Source organism: Enteroscipio rubneri (assembly GCF_963929405.1).
GTDB classification, from domain to species: Bacteria; Actinomycetota; Coriobacteriia; order Coriobacteriales; family Eggerthellaceae; genus Enteroscipio; species Enteroscipio rubneri.
On the sequence record NZ_CAWVIN010000002.1, the window covers coordinates 318,283 to 342,174 of the forward strand.

General features: G+C 48.0%; 18 protein-coding genes. 15 read left to right on the top strand and 3 right to left on the bottom strand.

Annotation, left to right across the window (positions count from 1 at the left end; translation table 11 throughout):
* Positions 1–191: 191 nt before the first annotated feature.
* The 13 genes from ABGT83_RS13445 (at position 192) to ABGT83_RS04810 (ending at position 18,990) form a co-directional block, all read left to right on the top strand.
* The gene (locus ABGT83_RS13445; protein ID WP_428994604.1) at positions 192–3,866 is read left to right on the top strand and encodes a S8 family serine peptidase; all 3,675 of its coding nucleotides are present in this window, start codon (positions 192–194) and stop codon (positions 3,864–3,866) included.
* 939 nt (positions 3,867–4,805) lie between these two features.
* Positions 4,806–7,049 (top strand): L,D-transpeptidase family protein, encoded by a 2,244-nt coding sequence (locus ABGT83_RS04755; protein WP_346686198.1) that lies wholly within the window; start codon positions 4,806–4,808, stop codon positions 7,047–7,049.
* A 206-nt stretch (positions 7,050–7,255) separates the two neighbouring features.
* Positions 7,256–8,254 (top strand): UDP-N-acetylglucosamine 4,6-dehydratase (inverting), encoded by a 999-nt coding sequence (gene pseB / locus ABGT83_RS04760; protein ID WP_346686199.1) that lies wholly within the window; start codon positions 7,256–7,258, stop codon positions 8,252–8,254.
* A 20-nt stretch (positions 8,255–8,274) separates the two neighbouring features.
* Positions 8,275–9,492, top strand: a complete 1,218-nt coding sequence (gene pseC / locus ABGT83_RS04765; protein ID WP_346686201.1) for a UDP-4-amino-4,6-dideoxy-N-acetyl-beta-L-altrosamine transaminase — start codon at positions 8,275–8,277, stop codon at positions 9,490–9,492.
* Positions 9,482–10,249, top strand: a complete 768-nt coding sequence (locus ABGT83_RS04770; protein ID WP_346686203.1) for an SDR family NAD(P)-dependent oxidoreductase — start codon at positions 9,482–9,484, stop codon at positions 10,247–10,249. The genes pseC and ABGT83_RS04770 overlap by 11 nt, the downstream gene beginning before the upstream one ends.
* Positions 10,250–10,263: 14 nt before the next feature.
* Positions 10,264–11,169: an aldo/keto reductase gene (locus ABGT83_RS04775; protein WP_346686205.1), complete on the top strand. Its 906-nt coding sequence runs from the start codon at positions 10,264–10,266 to the stop codon at positions 11,167–11,169.
* On the top strand, positions 11,166–11,942 hold the full coding sequence (locus tag ABGT83_RS04780; protein WP_346686207.1) for a glycosyltransferase family protein: 777 nt from the start codon (positions 11,166–11,168) through the stop codon (positions 11,940–11,942). Before ABGT83_RS04775 ends, ABGT83_RS04780 begins: the two co-directional genes overlap by 4 nt.
* Before the next feature lie 36 nt (positions 11,943–11,978).
* Entirely contained in the window at positions 11,979–13,046 is a 1,068-nt protein-coding gene (gene pseI, locus ABGT83_RS04785) for a pseudaminic acid synthase (protein ID WP_346686209.1), read from the top strand.
* 3 nt (positions 13,047–13,049) lie between these two features.
* A complete protein-coding gene (locus ABGT83_RS04790; RefSeq protein WP_346686211.1) occupies positions 13,050–14,060 on the top strand; it encodes an NAD-dependent epimerase/dehydratase family protein in 1,011 nt (336 codons plus the stop codon).
* Positions 14,060–15,085: a UDP-2,4-diacetamido-2,4,6-trideoxy-beta-L-altropyranose hydrolase gene (pseG, locus tag ABGT83_RS04795; protein ID WP_346686213.1), complete on the top strand. Its 1,026-nt coding sequence runs from the start codon at positions 14,060–14,062 to the stop codon at positions 15,083–15,085. Before ABGT83_RS04790 ends, pseG begins: the two co-directional genes overlap by 1 nt.
* The gene (locus tag ABGT83_RS04800; RefSeq protein WP_346686215.1) at positions 15,082–16,302 is read left to right on the top strand and encodes an ATP-grasp domain-containing protein; all 1,221 of its coding nucleotides are present in this window, start codon (positions 15,082–15,084) and stop codon (positions 16,300–16,302) included. The genes pseG and ABGT83_RS04800 overlap by 4 nt, the downstream gene beginning before the upstream one ends.
* Positions 16,299–17,882 carry a polysaccharide biosynthesis C-terminal domain-containing protein gene (locus ABGT83_RS04805; RefSeq protein ID WP_346686217.1) on the top strand — a complete coding sequence of 528 codons (1,584 nt, stop codon included), beginning with the start codon at positions 16,299–16,301 and terminating at the stop codon, positions 17,880–17,882. The genes ABGT83_RS04800 and ABGT83_RS04805 overlap by 4 nt, the downstream gene beginning before the upstream one ends.
* A gap of 49 nt (positions 17,883–17,931) precedes the next feature.
* Entirely contained in the window at positions 17,932–18,990 is a 1,059-nt protein-coding gene (locus tag ABGT83_RS04810) for a glycosyltransferase family 2 protein (protein ID WP_346686219.1), read from the top strand.
* A 136-nt stretch (positions 18,991–19,126) separates the two neighbouring features.
* Here ABGT83_RS04810 and ABGT83_RS04815 read toward each other — a convergent pair whose 3' ends face one another.
* Together ABGT83_RS04815 and ABGT83_RS04820 are read right to left on the bottom strand one after the other, a co-directional pair.
* Positions 19,127–19,306, bottom strand: coding sequence for a helix-turn-helix domain-containing protein (locus ABGT83_RS04815; protein WP_346686221.1), 180 nt, complete (start codon positions 19,304–19,306; stop codon positions 19,127–19,129).
* Between the two features lie 138 nt (positions 19,307–19,444).
* A complete protein-coding gene (locus ABGT83_RS04820) occupies positions 19,445–20,569 on the bottom strand; it encodes a hypothetical protein (RefSeq protein WP_346686223.1) in 1,125 nt (374 codons plus the stop codon).
* A 195-nt stretch (positions 20,570–20,764) separates the two neighbouring features.
* On the opposite strand from ABGT83_RS04820, the gene ABGT83_RS04825 reads away from it, so the two are divergent.
* Complete coding sequence (locus tag ABGT83_RS04825; RefSeq protein WP_346686225.1) at positions 20,765–21,775, top strand: glycosyltransferase family 2 protein; 1,011 nt, start codon at positions 20,765–20,767, stop codon at positions 21,773–21,775.
* Positions 21,776–21,818: 43 nt separating this feature from the next.
* On the opposite strand, the gene ABGT83_RS04830 is transcribed toward ABGT83_RS04825, so the two are convergent.
* A complete protein-coding gene (locus tag ABGT83_RS04830) occupies positions 21,819–22,838 on the bottom strand; it encodes a glycosyltransferase family 2 protein (RefSeq protein WP_346686227.1) in 1,020 nt (339 codons plus the stop codon).
* Positions 22,839–23,074: 236 nt separating this feature from the next.
* Here ABGT83_RS04830 and ABGT83_RS04835 point away from each other — a divergent pair, with 236 nt between their 5' ends.
* The gene (locus tag ABGT83_RS04835) at positions 23,075–23,863 is read left to right on the top strand and encodes a glycosyltransferase family A protein (protein WP_103265692.1); all 789 of its coding nucleotides are present in this window, start codon (positions 23,075–23,077) and stop codon (positions 23,861–23,863) included.
* Positions 23,864–23,892 lie beyond the last annotated feature (29 nt).

Below are 23,892 nucleotides of genomic sequence, written 5' to 3' on the forward strand. Positions count from 1 at the left end.
AGAATTCAGAAGATGAAGTGATCATCGTCTATGAGGATGATTCGCTTGAGCTTAATGAGAGTATTAATCCCAACGCTCGTTCGGCCGAAACAACGCTCCAAGATGTCGGCATCATTGATCAAGAAGAGATTGAGTCAACGACGGATAATCGTGGTGCCGTTTCTCTTGCGCAGTTATCTGAAGACGCGTCCATGGAAGAGGCTATTCAGAAATTAGAGGAGTCTCCCAGCATTGCATATGTGCAGCCGAATTACTCCTATTCATTGCTGGCAACTACGACGTCTGATCCGTACTGTGTGCCCGATGCGGAAGGCTCCAATCTCGATAATCAACAGTACTTGTTCGACACCAAGATCGTGGATGCGTGGGATTACGCCAAGACAGAGGGCTCAGTTACGGTTGCGGTGCTTGATACCGGGTGCAACCTGAATCATGTTGATCTGCAAGGAACTCTCGACGTTGAGCATGCCTACGACGTCACGTCGGGTTTGCTGCTCAGCCAAAGCGGGGTGGCCAACGGCGGTGATGCAAATGGCCACGGTACCCTGGTTTCGGGCGTTATCGCTGCTCGGGCCGACAATGGGCAGGGGATTGCTGGTTCTTCATACAATGCGAATATCTTGCCCGTTAAGGTGTTCGATGAGGAGAATACTTGTACATCTGCGGACCTCATTGCTGCTTACGCATACTTGAACGACCTGATCGAGATTGGTTCACTAACGGATCTGCGCGTTATCAATATAAGCATGGGCTACTATTCTGATAGGGGCGACCAGACGGACGAGGCTCTACATGAGTCCATTGCAAACATGCTCAATGAGCATGATGTGCTCACTGTCTGTGCGGGCGGCAACGGGGACGCTTCGGGCCAAGCTATTACTGCAGCTTGCTATCCGTCCGATTTTGATGAATGTCTTTCTGTAACTGCACTCGACGAAGATGGCTCGAATGCCACGTTCTCCGACTACAACGCGGCGAAGGACATAAGCGCACCAGGTGTAAATATTCTTTCCACTAACGTTGATGGCGGCTATTCGGCAGCGACGGGAAGTTCGATGTCTGCACCTATTGTTTCCGGTTCAGCAGCACTTCTCTGGTCGGTTGACTCTAGTCTGACCGCCTCGCAGATTGTCGATGTCCTGAAGAGTGCCGCTGTTGACGTGACGGGTAATGCGCATATGGAGAGCGGCAGCGCAGGCGCTTTGGATGTACGGGTAGCCATCGCTCAGGTGCTAGGTATTGACCAAAAAGACAGCGAGCAATCTAGTGAGCTGGGCGAAGATGATCCGGAGCTTGCTGATAACGCCAATGAGAATGCTGTGATGGGTCCCGGAGGCGATTCGGCTGACGAGCCTAATGGATCCGATAGGGAGACCAACGCCGGCAGTCCTGGCGAGAACAGTGAAGGGAGTTCTACTAACAAGACAGGGGAGGGGACTGAGAACAGTTGGCGCTACCAAAATGGTGAGTTGCTGCCGGGCATTGCGGGTTCGGGGTCAAGTTCGACTAATATCCTTCCGTTTGGTGCTGACAGCGCTTGGGAGAAAAATGGCTCCACATGGAGTACCATGTATGGCGGCTCTCGTATGACGGTCACGAATGCAATAGCTTTCGGTATTGATGTTTCCGAGCATAATGGGAATATCAACTGGGCTAAGGCGAAAGCTGCAGGAGTTGAGTTCGCCATTATCCGATGTGGTTATGGAATGAATCAGAGTAATCAGGACGATAAATACTTTTTTCAGAACGTACGAGGCTGTTTGGATAATGACATCCCGTTCGGTATTTATCTCTACTCTTATGCTGACAGTACTTCGCGCGCCTCAAGTGAGGCCGATCATGTCTTGCGGCTTCTCAGCGAGGCTGGATTGAGCCGTGCGAAAGTAGCCTATCCGATATATTACGATCTTGAAGAGAAAAGCCTCGAGAAAACGAGCAATAGGGCTTTGCTTGCAAACATGGCGTCTACGTTCTGCAATAAGATTTCTAATGCTGGCTATGCAGTTGGCATATATGCCAATAAGAATTGGTTCGATAATTATCTAACTGATCCAGTTTTTAATAAGTGGACGAAATGGGTTGCTCAGTATCCATATAGCGGCACCCTGAATGCAAAATGTTCCTATTCAGGGACTCACGACATGTGGCAATGCATGTCTTCGGGCAAAGTAAATGGAATCAACACGGCTGTTGACATCAATTTCGATTATCGATGGTATCCTCCAAAACTTATTTCAGATGGTAAAGGCCTCCGTTATCGCAATCCCGATGGAAGCTTCGCTACTGGTTGGCGCACTGTTTCCGGCAAGACCTACTACTTCGGAAGCGATACATATGCTCTCAAATGGGAGCAGACCATCGACGGCAAGTTCTACTACTTCGACACCGATTACTCCATGCGCACCGGATGGGTCACCTGGAACAAGGATGGGACGAGGACCTACTTTGGCAGTGACGGCGCCGCCCTTTCCGGATGGCAGACCATCGGTGGTAAGCGCTACTACTTCGATCCCGCGAAGCAGTACCACGGCGCCAGGTGGGAGACCACTATCGACGGCAAGTTCTACTACTTCGACACCGACTGCTCAATGTACACGGGACTGATCACTTGGAATCGCGACGGCTCCAAATCGTTCTTCGACAGCAATGGTGTGGCTGTGAAGGGGTGGAAGACGGTGTCGGGCAAGACCTACTACTTCGGCGACTCCTACTACTCTCTCAAATGGGAGCAGACCATCGACGGCAAGTTCTACTACTTCGACACCGATTACTCCATGCGCACCGGATGGGTCACCTGGAACAAGGATGGGACGAGGACCTACTTTGGCAGTGACGGCGCCGCCCTTTCCGGATGGCAGACCATCGGTGGTAAGCGCTACTACTTCGATCCCGCGAAGCAGTACCACGGCGCCAGGTGGGAGACCACTATCGACGGCAAGTTCTACTACTTCGACACCGACTGCTCAATGTACACGGGACTGATCACTTGGAATCGCGACGGCTCCAAATCGTTCTTCGACAGCAATGGTGTGGCTGTGAAGGGGTGGAAGACGGTGTCGGGCAAGACCTACTACTTCGGCGACTCCTACTACTCTCTCAAATGGGAGCAGACCATCGACGGCAAGTTCTACTACTTCGACACCGATTACTCCATGCGCACCGGATGGGTCACCTGGAACAAGGATGGGACGAGGACCTACTTTGGCAGTGACGGCGCCGCCCTTTCCGGATGGCAGACCATCGGTGGTAAGCGCTACTACTTCGATCCCGCGAAGCAGTACCACGGCGCCAGGTGGGAGACCACTATCGACGGCAAGTTCTACTACTTCGACACCGACTGCTCAATGTACACGGGACTGATCACTTGGAATCGCGACGGCTCCAAATCGTTCTTCGACAGCAATGGTGTGGCTGTGAAGGGGTGGAAGACGGTGTCGGGCAAGACCTACTACTTCGGCGACTCCTACTACTCTCTCAAATGGGAGCAGACCATCGACGGCAAGTTCTACTACTTCGACACCGATTACTCCATGCGCACCGGATGGGTCACCTGGAACAAGGATGGGACGAGGACCTACTTTGGCAGTGACGGCGCCGCCCTTTCCGGATGGCAGACCATCGGTGGTAAGCGCTACTACTTCGATCCCGCGAAGCAGTACCACGGCGCCAGGTGGGAGACCACTATCGACGGCAAGTTCTACTACTTCGACACCGACTGCTCAATGCATGTCGGTTGGCTCACATGGAACAGAGACGGTTCTCGTTCGTATTTTGATAGCAACGGCGTTATGGTCCGTGGTTTCTATACCATTGATGGCGTAATATATTATTTCGATAATAATGGACGTCTTGAATCCAGTATGTAGTATTTCGGCCTAAGTTGCTTCTGGGTATTCTGTTTATTAAAGGATTGTCTAGGGGTATGCCTGAACTTGCAGACATACCCCTAGGCTGTTGCATCAGCAAAAAGGTCTCGGGTTATACCCGAACTGGTCGATACAACTGCATGCTCGAAGTCGTACCTCTGGTGCACTGTCTTACACGCCTCAGATGGATTCCTAAAGACGAAAGGTTGAGCGAGGACAATCGACTGCATGCACAAGTCTCTTCACATCAATTACAAGCCAAGGCTACACTGGGAATGCTTATGGGCTTTTTCTGACGTCTCTTCAGTTTACCGTCCCTATTCAATCCTTTTCTCACTACACGATTGCGTTTGGTTTCGTCGAGACCGAGGTTGTCGAACGGGTTTGACCAAGTGCGACGTTGTGCGCGTGTGGGGCCTTTTCTTACTGCATTCAATTCTGATCTCATGGCTTGAAGCACCGCTCTGCAATGATGGCTAATATTCTTCTTGACAGGTCAAAGACAAAATGTATGAACTAACTTGTTAATCGACTAATTCGAAATCATTCACGGGAACAAAGAAATAGTGATTGCGTAATGGTCGGATACATCCGTATTATATTAATTGATCAATGAAAGCAGATTTTAATGGAGCCGGAAGACGCTTGAAATAGAAAGGCTAGATTATGAATCGTATTCTTGAGAGCCTTTGCCCTTTTCGGCTTTCCGCTGCCTTGCTTGTGACAAGCGCGTTTTTCATCGTTCTTTTTGCTTTTTCAGGCTCTGCTTATGCAGATGAAGATTCAGATTTTCTTATAAATTCAGAATGTGCTGCGGATGGTCGTGAGCAGAATAAAGAGCGGGTTGATTCGATACCGAAAGAGCAGACGCCGCTGGGAGAATCTACTCATTCCAATTCTTTAATAGCGCTTAATAAGAAAGATGTATGCCAGGAGGGTTTGCATCGAGACAATACCGGACTCAGGTATCGGCTTGATAGCGGTACTTTTGCTAGTGAGGAATGGCGCACTGTTTCCGGCAAGACCTACTACTTCGGAAGCGATACATATGCTCTCAAATGGGAGCAGACCATCGACGGCAAGTTCTACTACTTCGACACCGATTACTCCATGCGCACCGGATGGGTCACCTGGAACAAGGATGGGACGAGGACCTACTTTGGCAGTGACGGCGCCGCCCTTTCCGGATGGCAGACCATCGGTGGTAAGCGCTACTACTTCGATCCCGCGAAGCAGTACCACGGCGCCAGGTGGGAGACCACTATCGACGGCAAGTTCTACTACTTCGACACCGACTGCTCAATGTACACGGGACTGATCACTTGGAATCGCGACGGCTCCAAATCGTTCTTCGACAGCAATGGTGTGGCTGTGAAGGGGTGGAAGACGGTGTCGGGCAAGACCTACTACTTCGGCGACTCCTACTACTCTCTCAAATGGGAGCAGACCATCGACGGCAAGTTCTACTACTTCGACACCGATTACTCCATGCGCACCGGATGGGTCACCTGGAACAAGGATGGGACGAGGACCTACTTTGGCAGTGACGGCGCCGCCCTTTCCGGATGGCAGACCATCGGTGGTAAGCGCTACTACTTCGATCCCGCGAAGCAGTACCACGGCGCCAGGTGGGAGACCACTATCGACGGCAAGTTCTACTACTTCGACACCGACTGCTCAATGTACACGGGACTGATCACTTGGAATCGCGACGGCTCCAAATCGTTCTTCGACAGCAATGGTGTGGCTGTGAAGGGGTGGAAGACGGTGTCGGGCAAGACCTACTACTTCGGCGACTCCTACTACTCTCTCAAATGGGAGCAGACCATCGACGGCAAGTTCTACTACTTCGACACCGATTACTCCATGCGCACCGGATGGGTCACCTGGAACAAGGATGGGACGAGGACCTACTTTGGCAGTGACGGCGCCGCCCTTTCCGGATGGCAGACCATCGGTGGTAAGCGCTACTACTTCGATCCCGCGAAGCAGTACCACGGCGCCAGGTGGGAGACCACTATCGACGGCAAGTTCTACTACTTCGACACCGACTGCTCAATGTACACGGGACTGATCACTTGGAATCGCGACGGCTCCAAATCGTTCTTCGACAGCAATGGTGTGGCTGTGAAGGGGTGGAAGACGGTGTCGGGCAAGACCTACTACTTCGGCGACTCCTACTACTCTCTCAAATGGGAGCAGACCATCGACGGCAAGTTCTACTACTTCGACACCGATTACTCCATGCGCACCGGATGGGTCACCTGGAACAAGGATGGGACGAGGACCTACTTTGGCAGTGACGGCGCCGCCCTTTCCGGATGGCAGACCATCGGTGGTAAGCGCTACTACTTCGATCCCGCGAAGCAGTACCACGGCGCCAGGTGGGAGACCACTATCGACGGCAAGTTCTACTACTTCGACACCGACTGCTCAATGTACACGGGACTGATCACTTGGAATCGCGACGGCTCCAAATCGTTCTTCGGCAGCAATGGTGTGATGGCTTCGGGCTGGCAGAGCTGGAGGGGCAAGCGCTACTACATAAGTCCGTCGACAATGAGGGCTGTCAAGTGGGAGCAGACCATCGACGGTAAGTCGTACTACTTCGACACCGACTGCTCGATGCATGTCGGTTGGCTGAGATGGAATTCAGACGGTAAATACTCCTATTTTGAGTCCAACGGCGTTCAGTGCTACGGTTCGAAACGCATCAATGGCATTTACTATAATTTCGGTTCCGGCGGTCGTGTATCGGTAAATTGGGATCGAGCGAATATGGCAAGTACGGCGCAGGGCTATTCGAGCAATACGAATTATCTTATTTTAGTCAATACAACTATTCACAAGGTATCGATCTATCAAGGAGAACGCGGCAACTGGACTGAAGTGAAATACTGGACCTGCACCAACGGGGCGCCCCGTACCCCCACTGTCAAAGGCACGTTCATCGTTCAAAATCGAGGAAAGTCGTTTGGATCGGGATATACGTGTTGGTACTGGACGCAGTTCTATGGAAACTATTTATTCCATTCTGTTTTATACAATCCGGGCAGCATGTCAAGTATCCAAGATGGACGGCTGGGCATAGCCGCTTCTCACGGTTGCGTTAGGTTGGATATTGCGAACGCCAAATGGATATATGATGTCATTCCTTGGGGAACCAAAGTCGTGGTGTATTAGTGAGAACAAAAAGTTGCGTTGCAGATTGTTGTTATTGCGTCCATTACTGCACTCAATCCTGCGATTCGGATATTATATTTAGATGCAATGCAGGGATCTCTTCTCGATATGCGAATGATATTGAGAGGAGACTGCAAAAGACGAGAATGCTGAAGTGCCCCCAATAGTGATGTGGCCATTACGAGGGAGCCGCGAGAGGAGAATAAATGCTTGACGATAAGGCTATTCTGGTTACTGGGGGAACTGGCTCTTTCGGTAATGCATTCACGAAGTACGTACTTGAAAATTATTCTCCTAAAAAGATAATCATTTATTCGCGTGACGAATACAAGCAATTCATTATGCGTAATAAACTAAAGCAATATGATGATGTAATGCGTTACTTTATTGGCGACGTGCGAGATGAGGCGCGCTTGCGCCGAGCGTGTCAAGGCGTTGACTATATTATTCATGCAGCAGCGCTCAAGCAGGTGCCTGCTTGTGAGTATAATCCCATTGAAGCAATAAAGACGAACATCGAGGGTGCGACAAACGTCATCAATGCAGCACTTGATTCTGGCGTCCAAAAGGTCGTTGCGCTCTCTACCGACAAGGCGGTAAACCCCGTTAACCTCTATGGCGGAACGAAACTCGTTTCAGATAAGCTGTTTGTTGCTGCGAATGCGTATCGAGGAGCGTCAGGCCCGACGTTTTCGGTGGTACGTTACGGAAATGTCGCAGGATCGCGAGGTTCGGTCATTCCGTTTTTTAAAAACCTTATTAATAATGGCGCAACGGAACTGCCTATAACTGACTTTCAAATGACGCGGTTCTGGATCTCTCTTGCGGAAGGGGTCGAGCTTGTGGTCAAAGCCCTTTCCGAGGCGAAAGGAGGGGAGACGTTCATTTCAAAAATCCCTTCATTTAAAGTCGTCGATCTGGCGAGCGCAATGGGGCCAGGCATTAAGCAGGTTGAAATCGGTATTCGTGAGGGCGAAAAACTTCACGAGTGCATGGTGCCAGCGGCGGATAGCCTGACAACATATGAATACGATAAGAACTATATCGTGTATCCGCATATGGAGTGGTGCGATCTCGAGAAATCTGTTTTGCCGGGCGGACGGAAGGTTGCTCCAGGCTTCGTGTATGATTCCGGCCTCAACACCGAGTGGCTAAGTGTTGAGGAGTTGCGGGAACTCATTTCTCGAATGGATATTCAATACTAGAGAAAACCACGGGTATAGTTATGAATAAACTTGCTATAAACGGCGGTAACCCTGTCCGCAGTGGACTATTGGGCTATGGTCATCAAGTGATCGCGCAAAGTGATATAGAGGCAGTTGTCCAAGTACTTAAAAGTGATTATCTTACTTGCGGGCCGGCAACCAAAGAATTTGAAAACAAGCTGGCTCAGATTGTAAATGCTCCCTATGTAACGGCGGTTGCAAATGGAACGGCGGCGCTCCATATTGCATGTCTTGCTGCGGGTATTCGTTCGGGCGATGAGGTTGTCGTTTCTCCTATAACGTTTGCGGCTTCAGCGAATTGCGTGCTCTATTGCGGAGGAGTGCCGGTTTTCGCCGATATCGATCCAATTACGTGGAATATTTCTCCTGATTCGATTCGGCAGAAGATTACGGAGAAAACCAAGGCGGTTATCGCCGTCGACTTTGGGGGGTGTCCTGCCGCGCTTGACGATATTCGTTCTATATGTGATAAACATGGGCTTATTTTAATCGAAGACGCGGCCCATTCGCTTGGTTCGCAGTACGGAGGCGAATGTGTAGGCAGTATCGCCGATCTGACTACCTTTAGTTTTCACCCTGTTAAAACCGTGACAACAGGCGAAGGCGGCGCGGTGGCTACCTCTAATGCCGAATTTGCGCAGAGAGTTGAGCTTTTTTCGAAGCATGGAATCACTCGCGATAAGAAGTTAATGACCTCTAAAGATGACGGTGACTGGTATTACGAACAACTGGAGTTGGGCTACAACTACCGCATCAGCGATATACAGGCTGCATTGGGTATTTCTCAGCTCGGTCGCTTGCCGGAATTCGCACGACGTCGTCGAGAAATCGTGTCCTACTACAATGAAGAATTCGCTCATATTCCACATGTTTCGTTCCAGTTCGATCCAGCGCCTGAGAGCACGGTACGTCACCTATATGTGCTTAGGTTTGATACGGAGGCCTTGCGGACTTCGCGCCGGTTTATCTTCGATGCCTTGCGCTGCGAAGGCATCGGAGTAAATGTCCACTATCTGCCCGTATTTCGCTTGCCCTACTACGATCAGCTTGGCTACGATCCTAATTGTTGCATCGAAGCCAATTTGTTTTACGATCAGGCTATTACCTTGCCCTTGCACTGCTCTATGAGCGATTCGGACGCTCGAGATGTGGTTGGTGCGGTTCGGAAGGTTGTTGAGTGGCTTATGGGAGAGGGGGCGGATGACGATGTCCGATAATGGCGTTTTCGAGGAGTCTTCGATGCTTTTGCATGGAAAGGTTGTTCTGCTGACAGGTGGTGCTTCAGGCTTGGGTCGCGTGCTTTTAGGAATGCTCGTGCGAGAGGGCGCGATGGTTGCCTTTACCTACAGGCGAAGCAAGGAACAGGCGGAAAAACTCAAAGATCTTTATGGGAGTTCGGTTCTCGCCATGTATGCCGATGCGTCGGATTATGAGAAAGCAAAAACCGTAGTAAAAAAAACTATTGAAACGTTCGGCAAACTTGATGTAGTGATAAACAATGCTGCATCAGCCAAGCATGCGGCTTTCCTAAAGCTTAGTTTGGATGATGTGGATTATAGTATGCGCAATTCGTTTTATCCAGCATTTAATTATGCAAATGCTGCAGCTCCTTTTTTCGTGGAGCAAGGATCTGGAACAATAATATCAATCGGCTCTATAAACGGAGAGCGCGGTCGCGAAGGCAGTATGCCGTACTGTGCGGCGAAAGCGGCTGTTGAGGGAATGAGCAAAACGATCGCCAAAGAACTGGGGCGCTATGGTGTGAGGTGCAACGTTATTTCTCCCGGATATATTGATACAGAAGGTCAAGAGAATACCAGTCCGTTGATTCATAAAATGGTGCTTGACGAGTGCGCGATAAAGCATTTGACGACACCTGAGGAAGTCGGTAACCTTGTTCTTTTCCTTTCCAGCGATAAAGCAAAGACGATAACCGGACAAGTTTATAGAATAGACTGTGGTCAGTATATCTAGGAGGCGTTTACGCCATGATACTCGGGACGGTTCAGCTTGGTTGCGACTACGGTATAAAAAACCGTTACGGCCAGCCAAGCCACAAGGAGGCCCTTTCTATTCTTGATGTAGCATTTCAGGGTGGAATTCGGACCTTGGATACTGCTGCCGGCTATGGTGAATCCGAAAGAATAATCTCAGAGTATGGGAAGGGTAGCCCCGCAGCTTTTCGCATCTGTACAAAACTACCTCCCGTCCTGAACGGACAAGGACAAGAAAGCATGCGCGAGGCTGTTTCCTCTGAGATTGTCTCGCGACTTGATTCCCTTGGTGTTGATCGTCTGTACTGCTGCTATCTTCACAGATTTTCGCAATGTAAAGATCCTGACGTGATGGATGCTTTGCTTTCCGCGAAGGACAAAGGGCTCATTGAAAACATAGGCATTTCTATTTATTATCCAAACGAGCTTGAGTATATTTGTAATAGGCTTTCGAGCGAGGTCGACATCGTCCAATGCCCCCTGAATGTTCTTTCGTTTTCCCGATGGGATGAGGCTGTAGCCCGTGCCTTTTCTTTGGGGATTGTTCTTTATGCAAGAAGCATTTTTCTTCAGGGTCTTTTGCTGATGGGTCCCGACGATAGGGCTCCAACGGAACTTGGTATCTCACCGATTCTGCGTTTCGTTCGAGAAGAGGCCGAGAGGAAAAAGGTTTCTTTGCCGGTATTCTGTTACAGCTTCGTTCGTCAGATGGAAGGCGTCGAAGATGTTCTGGTAGGGTGCGAAACCGTTGAGCAGCTGAAAGAAAATCTTACGCTTGAACCGGCCAAATCTTTGTTTTCTTCTGAGGACATCGAGCATTATCGACGCGTATTTTCGGTTATCCCCGACAGTGTTCTTGATCCGTCGAAGTGGCACATTGAAAGGGAGACGGCGCAATGAAGGTACATGCCATCATCCAGGCGAGGATGGGCTCGCAAAGACTTCCAGGCAAGATTCTAATGCCTTTGTGTGGAAAACCTCTTTTGTGGCATATCGTCGATCGCCTGAGGCATTGTGAGTTGATCGACGAGATCACCATCGCTACAACAAACCGCAATGAAGACGATCAAGTTGAATCTGCATGCAATGGAGTTCTGGCCTGTACGTGCTTCCGGGGCGATGCAGATGATGTTCTCGATAGATTTTATCGATGTGCTTCAGAGCACAAGGCACCGGTGATCATTCGTTTGACTGCGGACAATCCGTTCATCGATCCCTCCATAATCGATGAGGCCATCCGAGAGTTTGACGTACGAGCCCCTCTCGATTATCTACGTTACAGAGAAGGACTTCCCCTCGGCACAGGGGTGGAGGTATTCTCTTATTCGGCTCTTGAACGAGCTTGGAACAGCGCATTCGATGACGAGTGCCGCGAACATGTGACCGTTGCGATGTACAGAAGCGGAGACCTTTACCGCTGGGAGTCTGCGCCATGCGTTGGAAGGGATTTCTCGGGTCTGCGTTTGACGGTCGATACGGAATCGGACTATAGAACGGCGTGTGCGATATTCGATGCCCTGTTCGACGAAGATCAGCATTTTGGTATCCATGATGTCGTAAGACTTATAGAAGATCATCCTGAGTTACTGAAAAACAAGGACGTGCATCAAAAATTGGTAACCTTCAACTTGAATCGGGCGGATGACGAATCGCTTGATCCTGAGGTTAACTAGTATCTGCGAGCATGTATTTTTGGAGGACGAGCGCTTGTGGTTGAGACAAAGCTTGCTACATCAATATCGAACGATAGAGCTTATATAATCGCTGAAATGTCCGCGAACCATGGCGGTAGCCTGGAACATGCGATGCGTATAGTTGATGCGGCAAAAACTGCTGGTGCAGACTGCTTGAAGGTTCAGACCTTTACAGCGGATACTATCACGCTCGACTGCCGAACCGCCGATTTCAAAATCCAAGGAGGATTGTGGGACGGTCAGTACTTGCATGATCTTTACCAGCAGGGTTCTCTTCCTTGGGAATGGCACGATGTTATACGGAAGCGCTGTTTGGAGCTGGGGCTAGATTTCTTGTCAACCCCTTTCGATCCGACATCAGTCGACTTTCTTAACGATCTAGGGGTAGAGGCGTTTAAAATTGCCTCCCCGGAAATCATCGACATCCCTTTGATTCAGTATGCCGCAGGAAAGAAGAAGCCATTGATTATCTCAACGGGAATGGCTAGCAAGCAAGAAATATCAGATGCCGTGGAAGCTGCACGAATAGGGGGGGCTCCTGAAATAGTCCTGCTTCAATGTTGCAGTCAGTATCCGGCCGATTTCTCCAACATGAACTTATCGCTTATTCCCGACATGGAAAGCGAATTTGGCTGTGCGGTGGGGCTCTCTGATCATTCTCCTGGTTCGATGGGGCCCATCGTGGCGCGATCGCTTGGCGCCGTCGTTATTGAAAAGCATCTTTGCCTGTCGCATGATGACAAAGGACCCGATGCCTCGTTCTCGATGCTTGAGGGCGAGTTTGGAAAAATGGTGTCCGATGTCAGGCAGGTAGAGCAAATGCTTGGACGTGCTTCATATGGTCCGAGCGCAGGGGAGGTTCGCGGATTGCGTAATCGTCGATCGCTTTTTGTTGTCGAGGATGTAGCGGAAGGCGATGTTGTGACCGAGCAGAATGTGCGTTCGATCCGGCCTGGCTCAGGAATGTTGCCCAAGCATCTTTTCGAGGTACTCGGATGCCGATTCTCCTGTTCCCTTGATCGCGGTACTCCGCTGAAACCAGAATATATTGCAGGGTTTGAGAGCACGACGGAAGGAGAATAGGGGATGTCCGTTCTTGTTGTCGGCGGTTCGAGTTTTATCGGCGCGTATACCGTGCAGGCGTTTCTTGATGCGGGCTATGAAGTGATAGCGACTGGGCGAAGCACTCGTTTCGAATCGCATTACGCAAGGCGTGGAGTGCCTTATATGTCATTTGATCTTGCGTGCGATCGTGATATAGAGCGTTTGCCCAGCGAGGGTGTTGAAGGTGTTGTTCTTCTAGCGGCGCTCCTACCTGCGAATTCCCAATCTGATTTGAAAAACGATGACAATGCTTGGGAATATTTGGAAGTCAATGCGGTTGGTACGGCGAGGCTCCTTGAGTATTGCAGAAAGACTGGAGTCGATCGATTGATAACGACGACTTCCTACGCAGACGTTCAACGTTCATGGTCATGCGACTCTGCAATTCGAGAAGACTGGGAGCGAAATTTTGAGTTTACAGGCGATCATGCTGCTTATGTGATTTCGAAAAATGCAGCAAATGATATATGTACGTACTACAACAGTCAGCACGGGATGAAGAATGTGATTTTCAGGTTGCCTCCCGTATACGGCGTCGGTCCCCATGGTTCCCTTTTAGTTGACGGCGTGCGGAGGAAATCCGGTACAGAGGTGTTTATCGAGCGAGCGAAACTCGGCCAACCCATTTGCGTTTATGGTGATGGAAACGTAAGGCGGGATATCGTGTATGTCAAAGATGTGGCCCAGGCTTTCGTCGATGCTATGGAGAGTCCAAACGCCAAGGGCCTCTATAACATCGGATCAGGCGTTGCTTCGTCGCTGTCGGAGCAGGTGGAGGTGATAGCGCAGGTATTTGCGCCCAGTAACGGCGTATCGACGATTACGAATGATCGAACAAGGAAGAACGGGCTAACTGCGTACTCTTTTGACATAGCTAAAGCGCAAAATGATTTTGGATATACCCCCCGTTATAGCGAATTTGAAGCGTTGATGAGTGATTGGAAAAAGGAGGAGGAGCGTGGTGTGTATTCGGCGCTCTTTGGGGTGGAATAGTGATCTATTTTCGAGCCGACGGTAACGAACAGATTGCTTCGGGCCATATTGTACGCTGTTTGACGCTCGCTAAACAATTGTGCAAGAGGGGCTCTGAAGTTGCATTCATATGCGCTGATTCTGCCCCATTGCCGATGATTGAAAAGCAAGGGATCAAAGCTATAAACCTTGACAGCAGATGGGATGATCTTTCTTTTGAGATTCCCCAGATGAAAAAGATCCTTTCAAGCAGCCCAGGTTCTACGCTTCTACTGGATACGTATCAGGCATCAAGAGAGTACGTCGAGTCGCTGCTCCCCTATGCGAGCATCGTTTATCTTGGGAGCAAAAAAGAGTGCTTTGGGGAAATCTCAGGATTGATAAACTATAGCACGGATATCGATTATGCATGGTATGACGATGCCTATGGCAAAGGTTCAACCACATTGTTACTCGGTCCTAGTTATGCGCCCTTGAGAGAAGAGTTCAGCGATCATTGCGTGCACGCAAGCAAGCGCGTGCGACGAGTGCTTCTAACAACGGGGGCTTCCGACCCAATGCATGTTATTGATGCGATATTGAGCAAAGTGTTGTCCCTCTATTCAGATTTGATTTCAGGCATCGATGTGGTTGTAGGACGAATGTTCGATGATATCGAGAGTCTTGAAAGCCGGTATGGAGATAATCCAAAAGTAGATTTGCATCGCCATGTGGATTCTATGAGTGCGCTCATGCTGCAAAGCGATTTGGCTATTTCTGCAAACGGTACAACAGTGTACGAGCTTGCTGCGTGCGCGGTTCCCACTATTTCGTTTGCTATGGTGGATGAGCAAGTTTCAAGCGGAACTGCATTGGGGCGACTCGGTATAGTTGAATATTGTGGTTGCGTTCAGAGCGACTTCGATGGTTGCATTGCTGCGGTAGGGCTGGCTTTTGAAGCTTTGATTAAGGATAGTGAGCGTCGAAATCAGCTAGCAAGCGCCTCTCACGCGCTCATCGATGGGGCAGGTTGCGAACGGATCATCGAAGAATTGGGGTTGTCATGATGGGGCAAGATGCTGATTGCAAGGTGCTTATGCTCGGTGCAGGTCCGTTGCAACTGCCAGCAATTAAGGTCTTGAAGAACGTTGGTTGTCATGTGGTCTGTGTCGACTATGACCCTAGAGCTCTTGGTTTTGACATTGCTGACCAGGCTGAATTGATAAGCACAGTTGACGAGGAGTCGGTGCTCGAACTTGCGCGGAGAGAGCGTGTTGATTACGTTTTAACATCAACAAGTGATGCGCCGGTTCGCACTGCGGCTTATGTTTCAGAGCGTCTTGGCCTTCCGACCGGAATCAGCTATGAGAACGCTCGATGTGCCACTTATAAAGATGAAATGAGAACGCGTCTCGCTAGCTGCGGAATCCCAATGCCGGATTTTTGTGTATGCCTTTCGGCCGAGGATATGATCAGGGCGATAGAATCATTCGACTACAACTGTGTCGTCAAGCCGACCGATGGTGCTGCCAGTCGTGGAGTTAAGATGATCGACGGGTCTCTTAAGGGCCTTCTCACCGCGGAGATGTTCGATGAGTTTTTAACTTTTTCGCATAGGGCCGTATTGATGGTTGAGGAGCGCGTCAGTGGTCCCGAGGTTAGCGTGGAGGCAATGACGATAGCAGGTAATACGCAGATTATCGCCATAACCGATAAGCGGATTACGGAGCCTCCGTATTGCGTTGAGCTTGGTCATACTGAGCCGTCTGCGCTCCCCGAATCTGTTAGGAACTCCATTAAAGAAGTGGCGCGAGCAACTATCAATGCCATTGGTATTGTTGATGGCCCTTCGCATACCGAGATGAAAATTACCGAAGCCGGGCCCGTTGTTATTGAAATCGCCGCTCGGCTGGGCGGCGATTATATCACCTCAAGGTTGGTTCCTCTTTCGACCGGGATTAACCTGGTAGAGGGATCAGTTTTTGTTGCGCTATGCAAAACGTATGATTTTGTTCAAACGATAAATCGTGTGGCAACAATAGGATTTATTACTTCGGAAGGGGGCGTCATCCATTCAGCGCGGGGCGTAGATGAGGCTCGCAGTGTCGCCGGTGTTGTTGAGGTGGAGCTTTATCGCGCACCAGGAGAACGTGTTGCTTCACCGCATTCGAGCAATGATCGTATTGGTCATGTCATATGTGTGGGTGATTCGTATGACGAAGCAGACAAGTCGCTGCGTACTGCTCTTTCCTGTATTGATGTCGAAGTCGATGACGTCATATGAGCGATGAGCCCGATAGAATGAAACAATCTCGAGTTCTTGTTGGCGATAATGCGCATCAGCGTGCCGTAGGAACTTTGCTTTCATACTTGTACTCATTGGCCCAAGTACTCGTTGGACTCTTGTATGTGCCGCTCCTGTTAGCTGGCATCGGATCGAGCGAGTACGGGTTATTCCAGCTCATAGGTTCCGTTATCTCTTATATGGCTGTCATGAATACGGTTTTTTCAGGTGGTATCACAAGATTTTATTGCATGTACTTTTCCAGTGAAGACACAACGATGATGGAGAATGTGCTTGCCTATGGTCGAAAAATCTATCAGTTTGTGTCTGTTATCGCTATTCCGTTCGGCATAGTAGCCGCCATTGCCGTGCGTGTAATATATGCTTCGGTTTTGACTGATTTTCAACTGTTTGAAAGTTCAATTATGGTTGCCGTTCTGGTCGCGAACCTGATTGTGACCATGAACAACACCATAAACGTTGCGATCATAAGCGCTCACGAGAAGTTCGTCTTTTTGAAAGCAACTCAATTGATCACCGCGATTCTGCAGCCTGTCGCAGTCGTTGCTGCAATCTTCTTTTTCCCCTCCGCTCTGACAGTGTGTGCAATCCAGCTCTTTCTAAATATAATTTGCGCTATTGCCCAGCGAGTATTTGCGAGGCGAATACTGAAAGCGCGCGTTGTGTACCATCATCAAGACAAAAAGTTGTTCAAGGCATTGCTTTTGTTTTCGTCAGGCATTCTATTAGTTTTGATAGGGGATTTGATTTTTTGGAAAACAAATCAACTGATTCTTGGCTACCTGTATGGGACGGAGGTTGTGGCAGTGTATGCAGTTGCCATGCAGATAAGAGATGCATATGCGCCCGTCGGCACTGCCGTTTCAGCGGTTTTCATGCCCAAGATTTCTGGACTGTATTTCAAAGAAAAACGCATTGACGAGATTTCTAATCTTTTTACCCGTGTTGGTAGAATAGCAGCCTATCCAATTTTTTTAGTGTTATTTGGTTTTGCTTTGTTTGGGTACGATTTTATTGGGCTGTGGATTGGTTCGGGTTATGGCGATGCTTACTGGATTGCTCTTATTGTGATGATCCCTTTTACCATCGACCTGCTACAAAGCTTAGGTTTGACAATATTGCAGGTGGTTGACAGATATGCATTTCGGGGCAAGATTTTTCTTATTATGTCCTTGCTGGATATCCTGCTCGTCTTTTTGCTGATACCATCTTATGGTGCGATAGGCGCTGCGGTAGCTACTGGCATATCGTTGTTTCTTGGCAACGGGTTAATAATGAACTATTATTATGCGAAAAAAGTCGAGCTGGACATTAAGTGTTTTTGGTTGAATTTGGCTAGAGTGATCGGGCCGTTGCTGTTGCTTTCGGGGTTATTTGGCGTGGCATTGATGGTGTTTTCCATTCACTATTCTACTTGGCCCAGCTTAATCGGAGGTATATTTTTATACTGCTTGCTATACGTCATAGTTTCATATTTCCTTTCGATGAACACTTCCGAACGGGTTTTGGTGAAAGGAATATTGCTTAAAATCAAACGTAGTTTGCTACATGGAAATTGAGCGCGAGATGGCTTAAGCTGCTTGGGATATATTTCGAAGGGGAGTGCGGATGAGTCCGGTAATAAGCGTCATCGTTCCGGTCTATAATGTGGAGCGGTTTTTGCAGCTGTGTATTGACAGTTTGCTTGCGCAGACGTTCCAAGAAATCGAGTATATCTTTGTAAATGATGCATCACCGGATAACTCGCTTCAGATACTTCTCGAGAACAAAAAGCAGCATCCTGATATAATTCAGGTTATAGATTCGAAAGAGAACTTGTGTCAAGGTGGGGCAAGAAATCTTGGCCTCGCGGCAGCGAGAGGTGCTTATGTGGGATTCGTGGATCCCGATGATATGGTAGCTGATGATATGTATGAGCTGCTTTACCAGACTATCTGCGACGATGATTCTGACGTAGCTTTTATCCAGTATGCCGGCATTTCCGAAGACAGCGTCCTTGCTGATGTCGCCGATTTGACGAATGGCGGCATTGCTCCGTATGTTCGCTGGAATGAAAAGCTTATCGATGCAAGTGGGAGCGAGTTGTCTGTCGCAGGGCGAATGGACGTGATGTGCTATCCAATTGGAGGAGTGGTTTGCGGACTTTGGAAAAAGTCAACTATTCTCGATAGCGAAGTCTTATTTCCTGAGCACATAAGGTATGAAGACAACTATTGGGCAGCACTGCTAAAATGCTATATTAATAAAGTTTCATTCGTGCCCTGTGTGCGATATTTTTATCGCCAGAATTCGAATTCAACAACTCATCAATTCAATGCGGCATATCACTTTGATCGAATTGTAATTGAAAATGAACTGTTGAGAGAAGTGAAAAGCAGAGGTTTTTTCGAGCGATATTATTCGGCTTGGGAGTATATTTACACGTTCCGGTATGCTTTCAATAGCTATTCGATCTTTTTAACTAAGTTCGAAACCTTACCCTTGCGGGAGATGAAGCTGATAATGAAAAATTTGCATACAGAATTTCCTACCTGGTGGAAAAACTCGTACTATATTGATCAGACGACGCCGGGGATTCGTTTCATTAACCGGCTCATTGCGAAGTTCCCTGTTCTTGCCGCACGAATTTATCCAGTATACAAGTGTTTAAATGTAAACAAATCGTAATGGCACGTCCAAGCCTTGAACTTGTCGCAGCGGGCATGGCAGAACGTCATCGAGCATCTGGAGTAAAATTTGTTGCAGCCCTTCGCCGCGCACAGTCTCTTCCTCGTACGGGACTCCCGCTTGACGCACGGGTTTCTCATGAACCACGACGAAGATACGCCGCGCAGGTCACCTTGTTTCGCAGCACCTCCCGCGAGGCGCTCGTGGGGCTTTTACCGAGGGTGTTAGCGATCTCGGCCAGGGAGGCGCCTTCGTTGATCATCTCCTCAATGCGGATTCGCTCAGCAGATGCGATCCGTGTGTAGTTGCTTTCCATATGTCCGTCTTCTCTTTTCTTCGCACTGCTTGCGCAAGCCGGGAAGCAGGATTGGATGGTGCGGAAAACTGCTCTTTCCTGTGTTGATGTCGAAGTTGTGCTTTGGCTAACTTAAGAAGCACGCAATCAGTTCAATACTTAGCTGACAAATTTTTTTATTGCTAAAATGGCTTCATTGATGGATGATGGGACGGCAATGTGATCAGCTTCTACCCCGTAACCTTGTACCGCCATTTGAACGATTTGTTCGTCAAGTTCATAGTTCTGAGTGCCTCGTTTAAAGACCAATCTATGCAGAAAAACGAGAAAAGGTTTCTTTCCTGTTTCAATAAATGGAGCGAGTTGGGCTGATGAGCCAACGCTAATTAAAATTGCATTATCGATGTTTGGGGTTTGGCATATTAACTCCCAACTCCCTGTTGAAAAATCAATACATTTTTCACTATAACTTGAAGCAAAAGTCGAACGGGGATGCGTCCTAAGAAGACAAGGAGTATTTAACTGCTGAGCAATTTCGATCATATGATCTATTATGTTAGCCCCCGTATTCTCTCGTGCAGTTCTGGGTACATCAAGAAAAATTATCTTTTGTTTTTTTGGAAGTACGTTGTTTACAGGAGGGAGAACGCGCTTTAGAGATTGGATTGCCTCAGGATCTATCGGGATTTTCGCACAGGGAATAGTTAATTGATATTGCAACAATTCCGGCCTTTTAAGGCAGAGTTTTGAAGGCGAGTAAAGAATCTTTTTATTAGGGAAAATTGAAAATAGAGATTGAATGATTCTTACGTATGTAACCGCGCGAAGCGATTTGTCAGGTGGCTTATCGAAATAGAAGGGCTGTCGAAAAATGTTTCCGTTATAGGCTCCTGTACCGTCTTCATAAAAAACAGTTTTAACGTTCGGGTTTTTCTTTCTAAGAGTTCGTAATATATCAAATGTGGCAGGAGTGGGGCAAGCTATTGCATAGTAATCGTATGAGTTTTCGGGAAGACCTTGAAGATGTAGCCGATTTTTGCCCACACATACGCTGAGTTGCCAAAGGAATAAATCCTTAAAATCAACGCAGCTCTGCGGTTCGCAGATATATATGGTACTGAAGCGGTTGGTTTGAGCATAGACACTTGCTAATGACTTAGCGTCGCTAAACTGACCATACACAAGCACGTCGGCAACTTCACCATTTTTTGAAATATCTGATGCTATAAGATATGAATTGTACAGTTGAAGTGGGGTGTCTGCAAAAAAAAGCCATCTAATCATATTTACTCAATTCGAGGAGTATGCGCTCATCTAGATTTTAAATAAATTGTAGCGATTCCTTTTCGTTTCTAGAACCTTTTATTATAAATGAAATACCTCCAAGGCTATTGACAATGTGGTAAGCTGTATTTGTGCTTGCAAATGTGTTAATTGCTATCACATTGTATCTGACCTTTTCGGGGAAGAACTTCTGAAATGAGCAATCCTCTATTGTCAATCATTATTCCCATATACAACGTTGAGGAATATATTGGCGAATGCCTCGAAAGCATTTTGAGTCAAATGGATGCTTTACCTATCGAAATTGTATGCATCGACGATGGCTCGGAAGACAACTCTTGGTCGATTTTAAATTCCTATTCTAACTCTTACAATCAGGTAATCGTAGAATCGCAAAATAATTATGGTGTTGGAGCGGCTCGCAATGCGGGCATCAGGCTTTCCCACGGACTATATATTATGTTCGTCGATGGTGATGATTGTCTTGAGCCAAACACTCTCAGGAATTTATTTCCTTTAATACAATCGCTCCGTTACGATTGTATACTTTTTGGGCTTCGTGAATGGCCTTATGATGGAAGTGGCGATTCCGAGTCTTTTGACTTGAAAGGGAAAGAAGGATCTTCAGCCGATATGGCTTCTGGGATTCTAAGCCTAGATAGTCCATTTCAAGGATATGCATGTGGTAAAGTTGTTCGTAAAGAATTATTATTCGAATCGCCTTTCATTTTATTTGATGAAAGTGTTTCCATTCTTGAAGACGAATGGTTTTGGATAAATACAGCAAGGCGTTGCGAATTGGTGATGCTGTTGCAGGAAAAGTATTATCTATATCGAAAAAGACAAGGTAGCTTGTCTTCCGGGTTCAATAAGGCAAGATCATACCAAGAGCTTCACATGCGATGCAAAATATACAATTTTACATGCAGATATTACCCTGATCAAAGTATGCTTGCGAAAGGAAGGGTAGCTCAATGCGTGGCAGGAATCATACGACAAAGCTATATCGTTGGCGATACAGAATCACTTAAGTATATTAAGGATATATGGATAAAATTTCCAGGGAAAACCCTTTTATCGGTGCCGGGCGTTTCAGCCGGAAGAAAAGTAGGAGCTCTGCTTTGCGATATGGCTATGAACTTTTCCGTCCCAATGAGGCTTTTAAACTTTTTAAAGCCTCATTTATCTAAAGGATTATTCGATTAGATATATAAATTTTGTCGCAATCTCTTGATCAAGGTGGTTGTGATCAGAGCATGTATCTAACAAAAGGAATCCATTTGAACAAAGATATCATTTTGCACACCATTGGGGTGTAGCCATGATAGGCGCATAATATCTTTAATTTTTGAATAAATGGAATGTTAAGCGAGTGAAGCTGTGGCGTATGGATTGTGCGCAGGTTGGCGCCAATCATCATGAGATAATCCTTGAATTCTTTATCCTTAGTTTCAGACCAGATAATCTGCTTCTCCATTGAAAAAAGCATTCCAAGCACAAAGTTATCGACTGAGATGCTCGGATCGACCTTTTGAATATAGGAGCAGATATCGACGACGTCAAGATAGATGTCGTGTGCTTTCTTCAACGAGTATGAACTGGTGAGCGATTCGTTTTCCCTCACGTAATCATATAGGGTTTCACGAACAAGGGCGACGGTGTCTGCATAAAGAAAGATGCCGACGCTTGTCGGGGTATCTTCGGCGTAGCGAAATTGTTCAGGGAACCAGACTCCGTGGTCGAAGAAAAGGGATTTTCGAACAAGCTTGAAGCAAACGCTGTTGAAGAGAATGGGCACAATATAGTTGATTTGAAGCGTAAGCGCTTCTTTACCATTTATGGTTTCGGCCTTTCCCGGTATTGTGTAAATGCCAAGGGATTTAATTCTTTCTCCATCGGAATACAGGACATTATCAGCTTGGCATATCGCTACATCTGCTTCATGGGCTTCCACGGCACGCAGCATTTTTTCAAGCATAGTTGAGTCAATGAGGTCATCGCTATCAACACATGCTATGTAAGTACCGCGTGCTGCTCGGATCCCTGCATTCCTCGCAGCACCCAGCCCTTGGTTTTCCTGAGTGACCACAACGATCTCGGGGTGAGTAGCCGCATAGGAAGCTATGACCGCGTGCGACTCGTCCGTACTACCATCGTTGACGATGATAATTTCGAAATCCGTGAACGTTTGTCCAAGGACGCTATCCAGGCAACGGGGCAGTGTGGAGGCTGTGTTATAGACGGGAACCACGACGCTTATCTTTACCATGCGAGCGCTCCATGTAAAACTGTTGTTTGTCTGTCGAGGTTAATTGCAGTTGCTTTCAATTAAATAGGCTTTGCTTTTTCATTTATCATTATAGTATAGGAGAAGATGCGGATTGTTATGGCGGATCCTGTGGCATGACTGAAACTCCAGGAGTATGCTCGGCTCAAATGCGAAGGCATTGACGCATAGATACTTCAAAGCTCGTGCCGCTTTGGCTTTCAACTTAAGGTGTTGGCATGTATACCCCTCAAGACCATACGTTTGTGGTGTGCGCTTATCAAGAAAGCGAATATCTAGAAACATGCGTAAACTCACTCACGAGGCAGTCGATTGCAACGAATATACGGTTCGCCACCTCGACACCTAACGCGCTTATCGAAAAGCAGGCGGCGCGATGCGGCGTTCCTGTTACGGTGAACAAGGGAGAGGCCGGTATCGCCGGTGATTGGAACTTCGCCATTTCGTGTGCGGAGACTCCTCTGGTTACTATAGCCCACCAAGATGATGTGTACTGCGAATGCTATGCTGAGCGAATGATGGAAAGGGTGAACGAAGCGGTTCGCCCATTAATATATTTTTCAGATTATGGTGAGTTGCGAGACGGCGTCGAAGTCGATTCTTCTGAGCTTTCGGGGATGAAGCGTCTATTACTGAATCCATGCAAAATTCGGGCGTTGCAGAGTTCCCCCTTCATCAAACGCCGTGTCTTGTCGTTGGGTAATCCAATATGCTGTCCAGCGGTAACGTACGTGCTCGACAACTTGGAACAGCCTTTGTTCCGCTCGGGGTTTAAAAGCAATTTGGACTGGGATGCATGGTACCGTTTCTCCCAGCGTGACGGTTCGTTTGTGTTCGACGATTGGGTTGGAATGTATCACAGGGTCCACGAGGGATCGGAGACGTCGGCTTGCATAATGGATGATGTAAGGACAAAGGAGGATCTGGCGATGTTGAAGAGGTTCTGGCCGGCGCCTTTCGCCCGCATGATCAACCGTGCGTATTCCGGTGCCCAGCGATATAATTAACGGAAGTGCTTCATGAGCGAAAGAGATAA

Bases quoted from the DNA above. Each gene is read 5' to 3' on its own strand.
- pseB (WP_346686199.1), top strand. From the start codon at position 7,256: ATGCTTGACGATAAGGCTATTCTGGTTACTGGGGGAACTGGCTCTTTC.
- ABGT83_RS04825 (WP_346686225.1), top strand. From the start codon at position 20,765: ATGAGCAATCCTCTATTGTCAATCATTATTCCCATATACAACGTTGAG.
- ABGT83_RS04820 (WP_346686223.1), bottom strand. From the start codon at position 20,569: ATGATTAGATGGCTTTTTTTTGCAGACACCCCACTTCAACTGTACAAT.
- ABGT83_RS04775 (WP_346686205.1), top strand. From the start codon at position 10,264: ATGATACTCGGGACGGTTCAGCTTGGTTGCGACTACGGTATAAAAAAC.
- ABGT83_RS04815 (WP_346686221.1), bottom strand. From the start codon at position 19,306: ATGGAAAGCAACTACACACGGATCGCATCTGCTGAGCGAATCCGCATT.
- ABGT83_RS04800 (WP_346686215.1), top strand. From the start codon at position 15,082: ATGATGGGGCAAGATGCTGATTGCAAGGTGCTTATGCTCGGTGCAGGT.
- ABGT83_RS04780 (WP_346686207.1), top strand. From the start codon at position 11,166: ATGAAGGTACATGCCATCATCCAGGCGAGGATGGGCTCGCAAAGACTT.
- ABGT83_RS04770 (WP_346686203.1), top strand. From the start codon at position 9,482: ATGTCCGATAATGGCGTTTTCGAGGAGTCTTCGATGCTTTTGCATGGA.
- ABGT83_RS04790 (WP_346686211.1), top strand. From the start codon at position 13,050: ATGTCCGTTCTTGTTGTCGGCGGTTCGAGTTTTATCGGCGCGTATACC.
- ABGT83_RS04805 (WP_346686217.1), top strand. From the start codon at position 16,299: ATGAGCGATGAGCCCGATAGAATGAAACAATCTCGAGTTCTTGTTGGC.
- ABGT83_RS04810 (WP_346686219.1), top strand. From the start codon at position 17,932: ATGAGTCCGGTAATAAGCGTCATCGTTCCGGTCTATAATGTGGAGCGG.
- ABGT83_RS04835 (WP_103265692.1), top strand. From the start codon at position 23,075: ATGTATACCCCTCAAGACCATACGTTTGTGGTGTGCGCTTATCAAGAA.
- ABGT83_RS13445 (WP_428994604.1), top strand. From the start codon at position 192: ATGGAAGAGGCTATTCAGAAATTAGAGGAGTCTCCCAGCATTGCATAT.
- ABGT83_RS04830 (WP_346686227.1), bottom strand. From the start codon at position 22,838: ATGGTAAAGATAAGCGTCGTGGTTCCCGTCTATAACACAGCCTCCACA.
- pseC (WP_346686201.1), top strand. From the start codon at position 8,275: ATGAATAAACTTGCTATAAACGGCGGTAACCCTGTCCGCAGTGGACTA.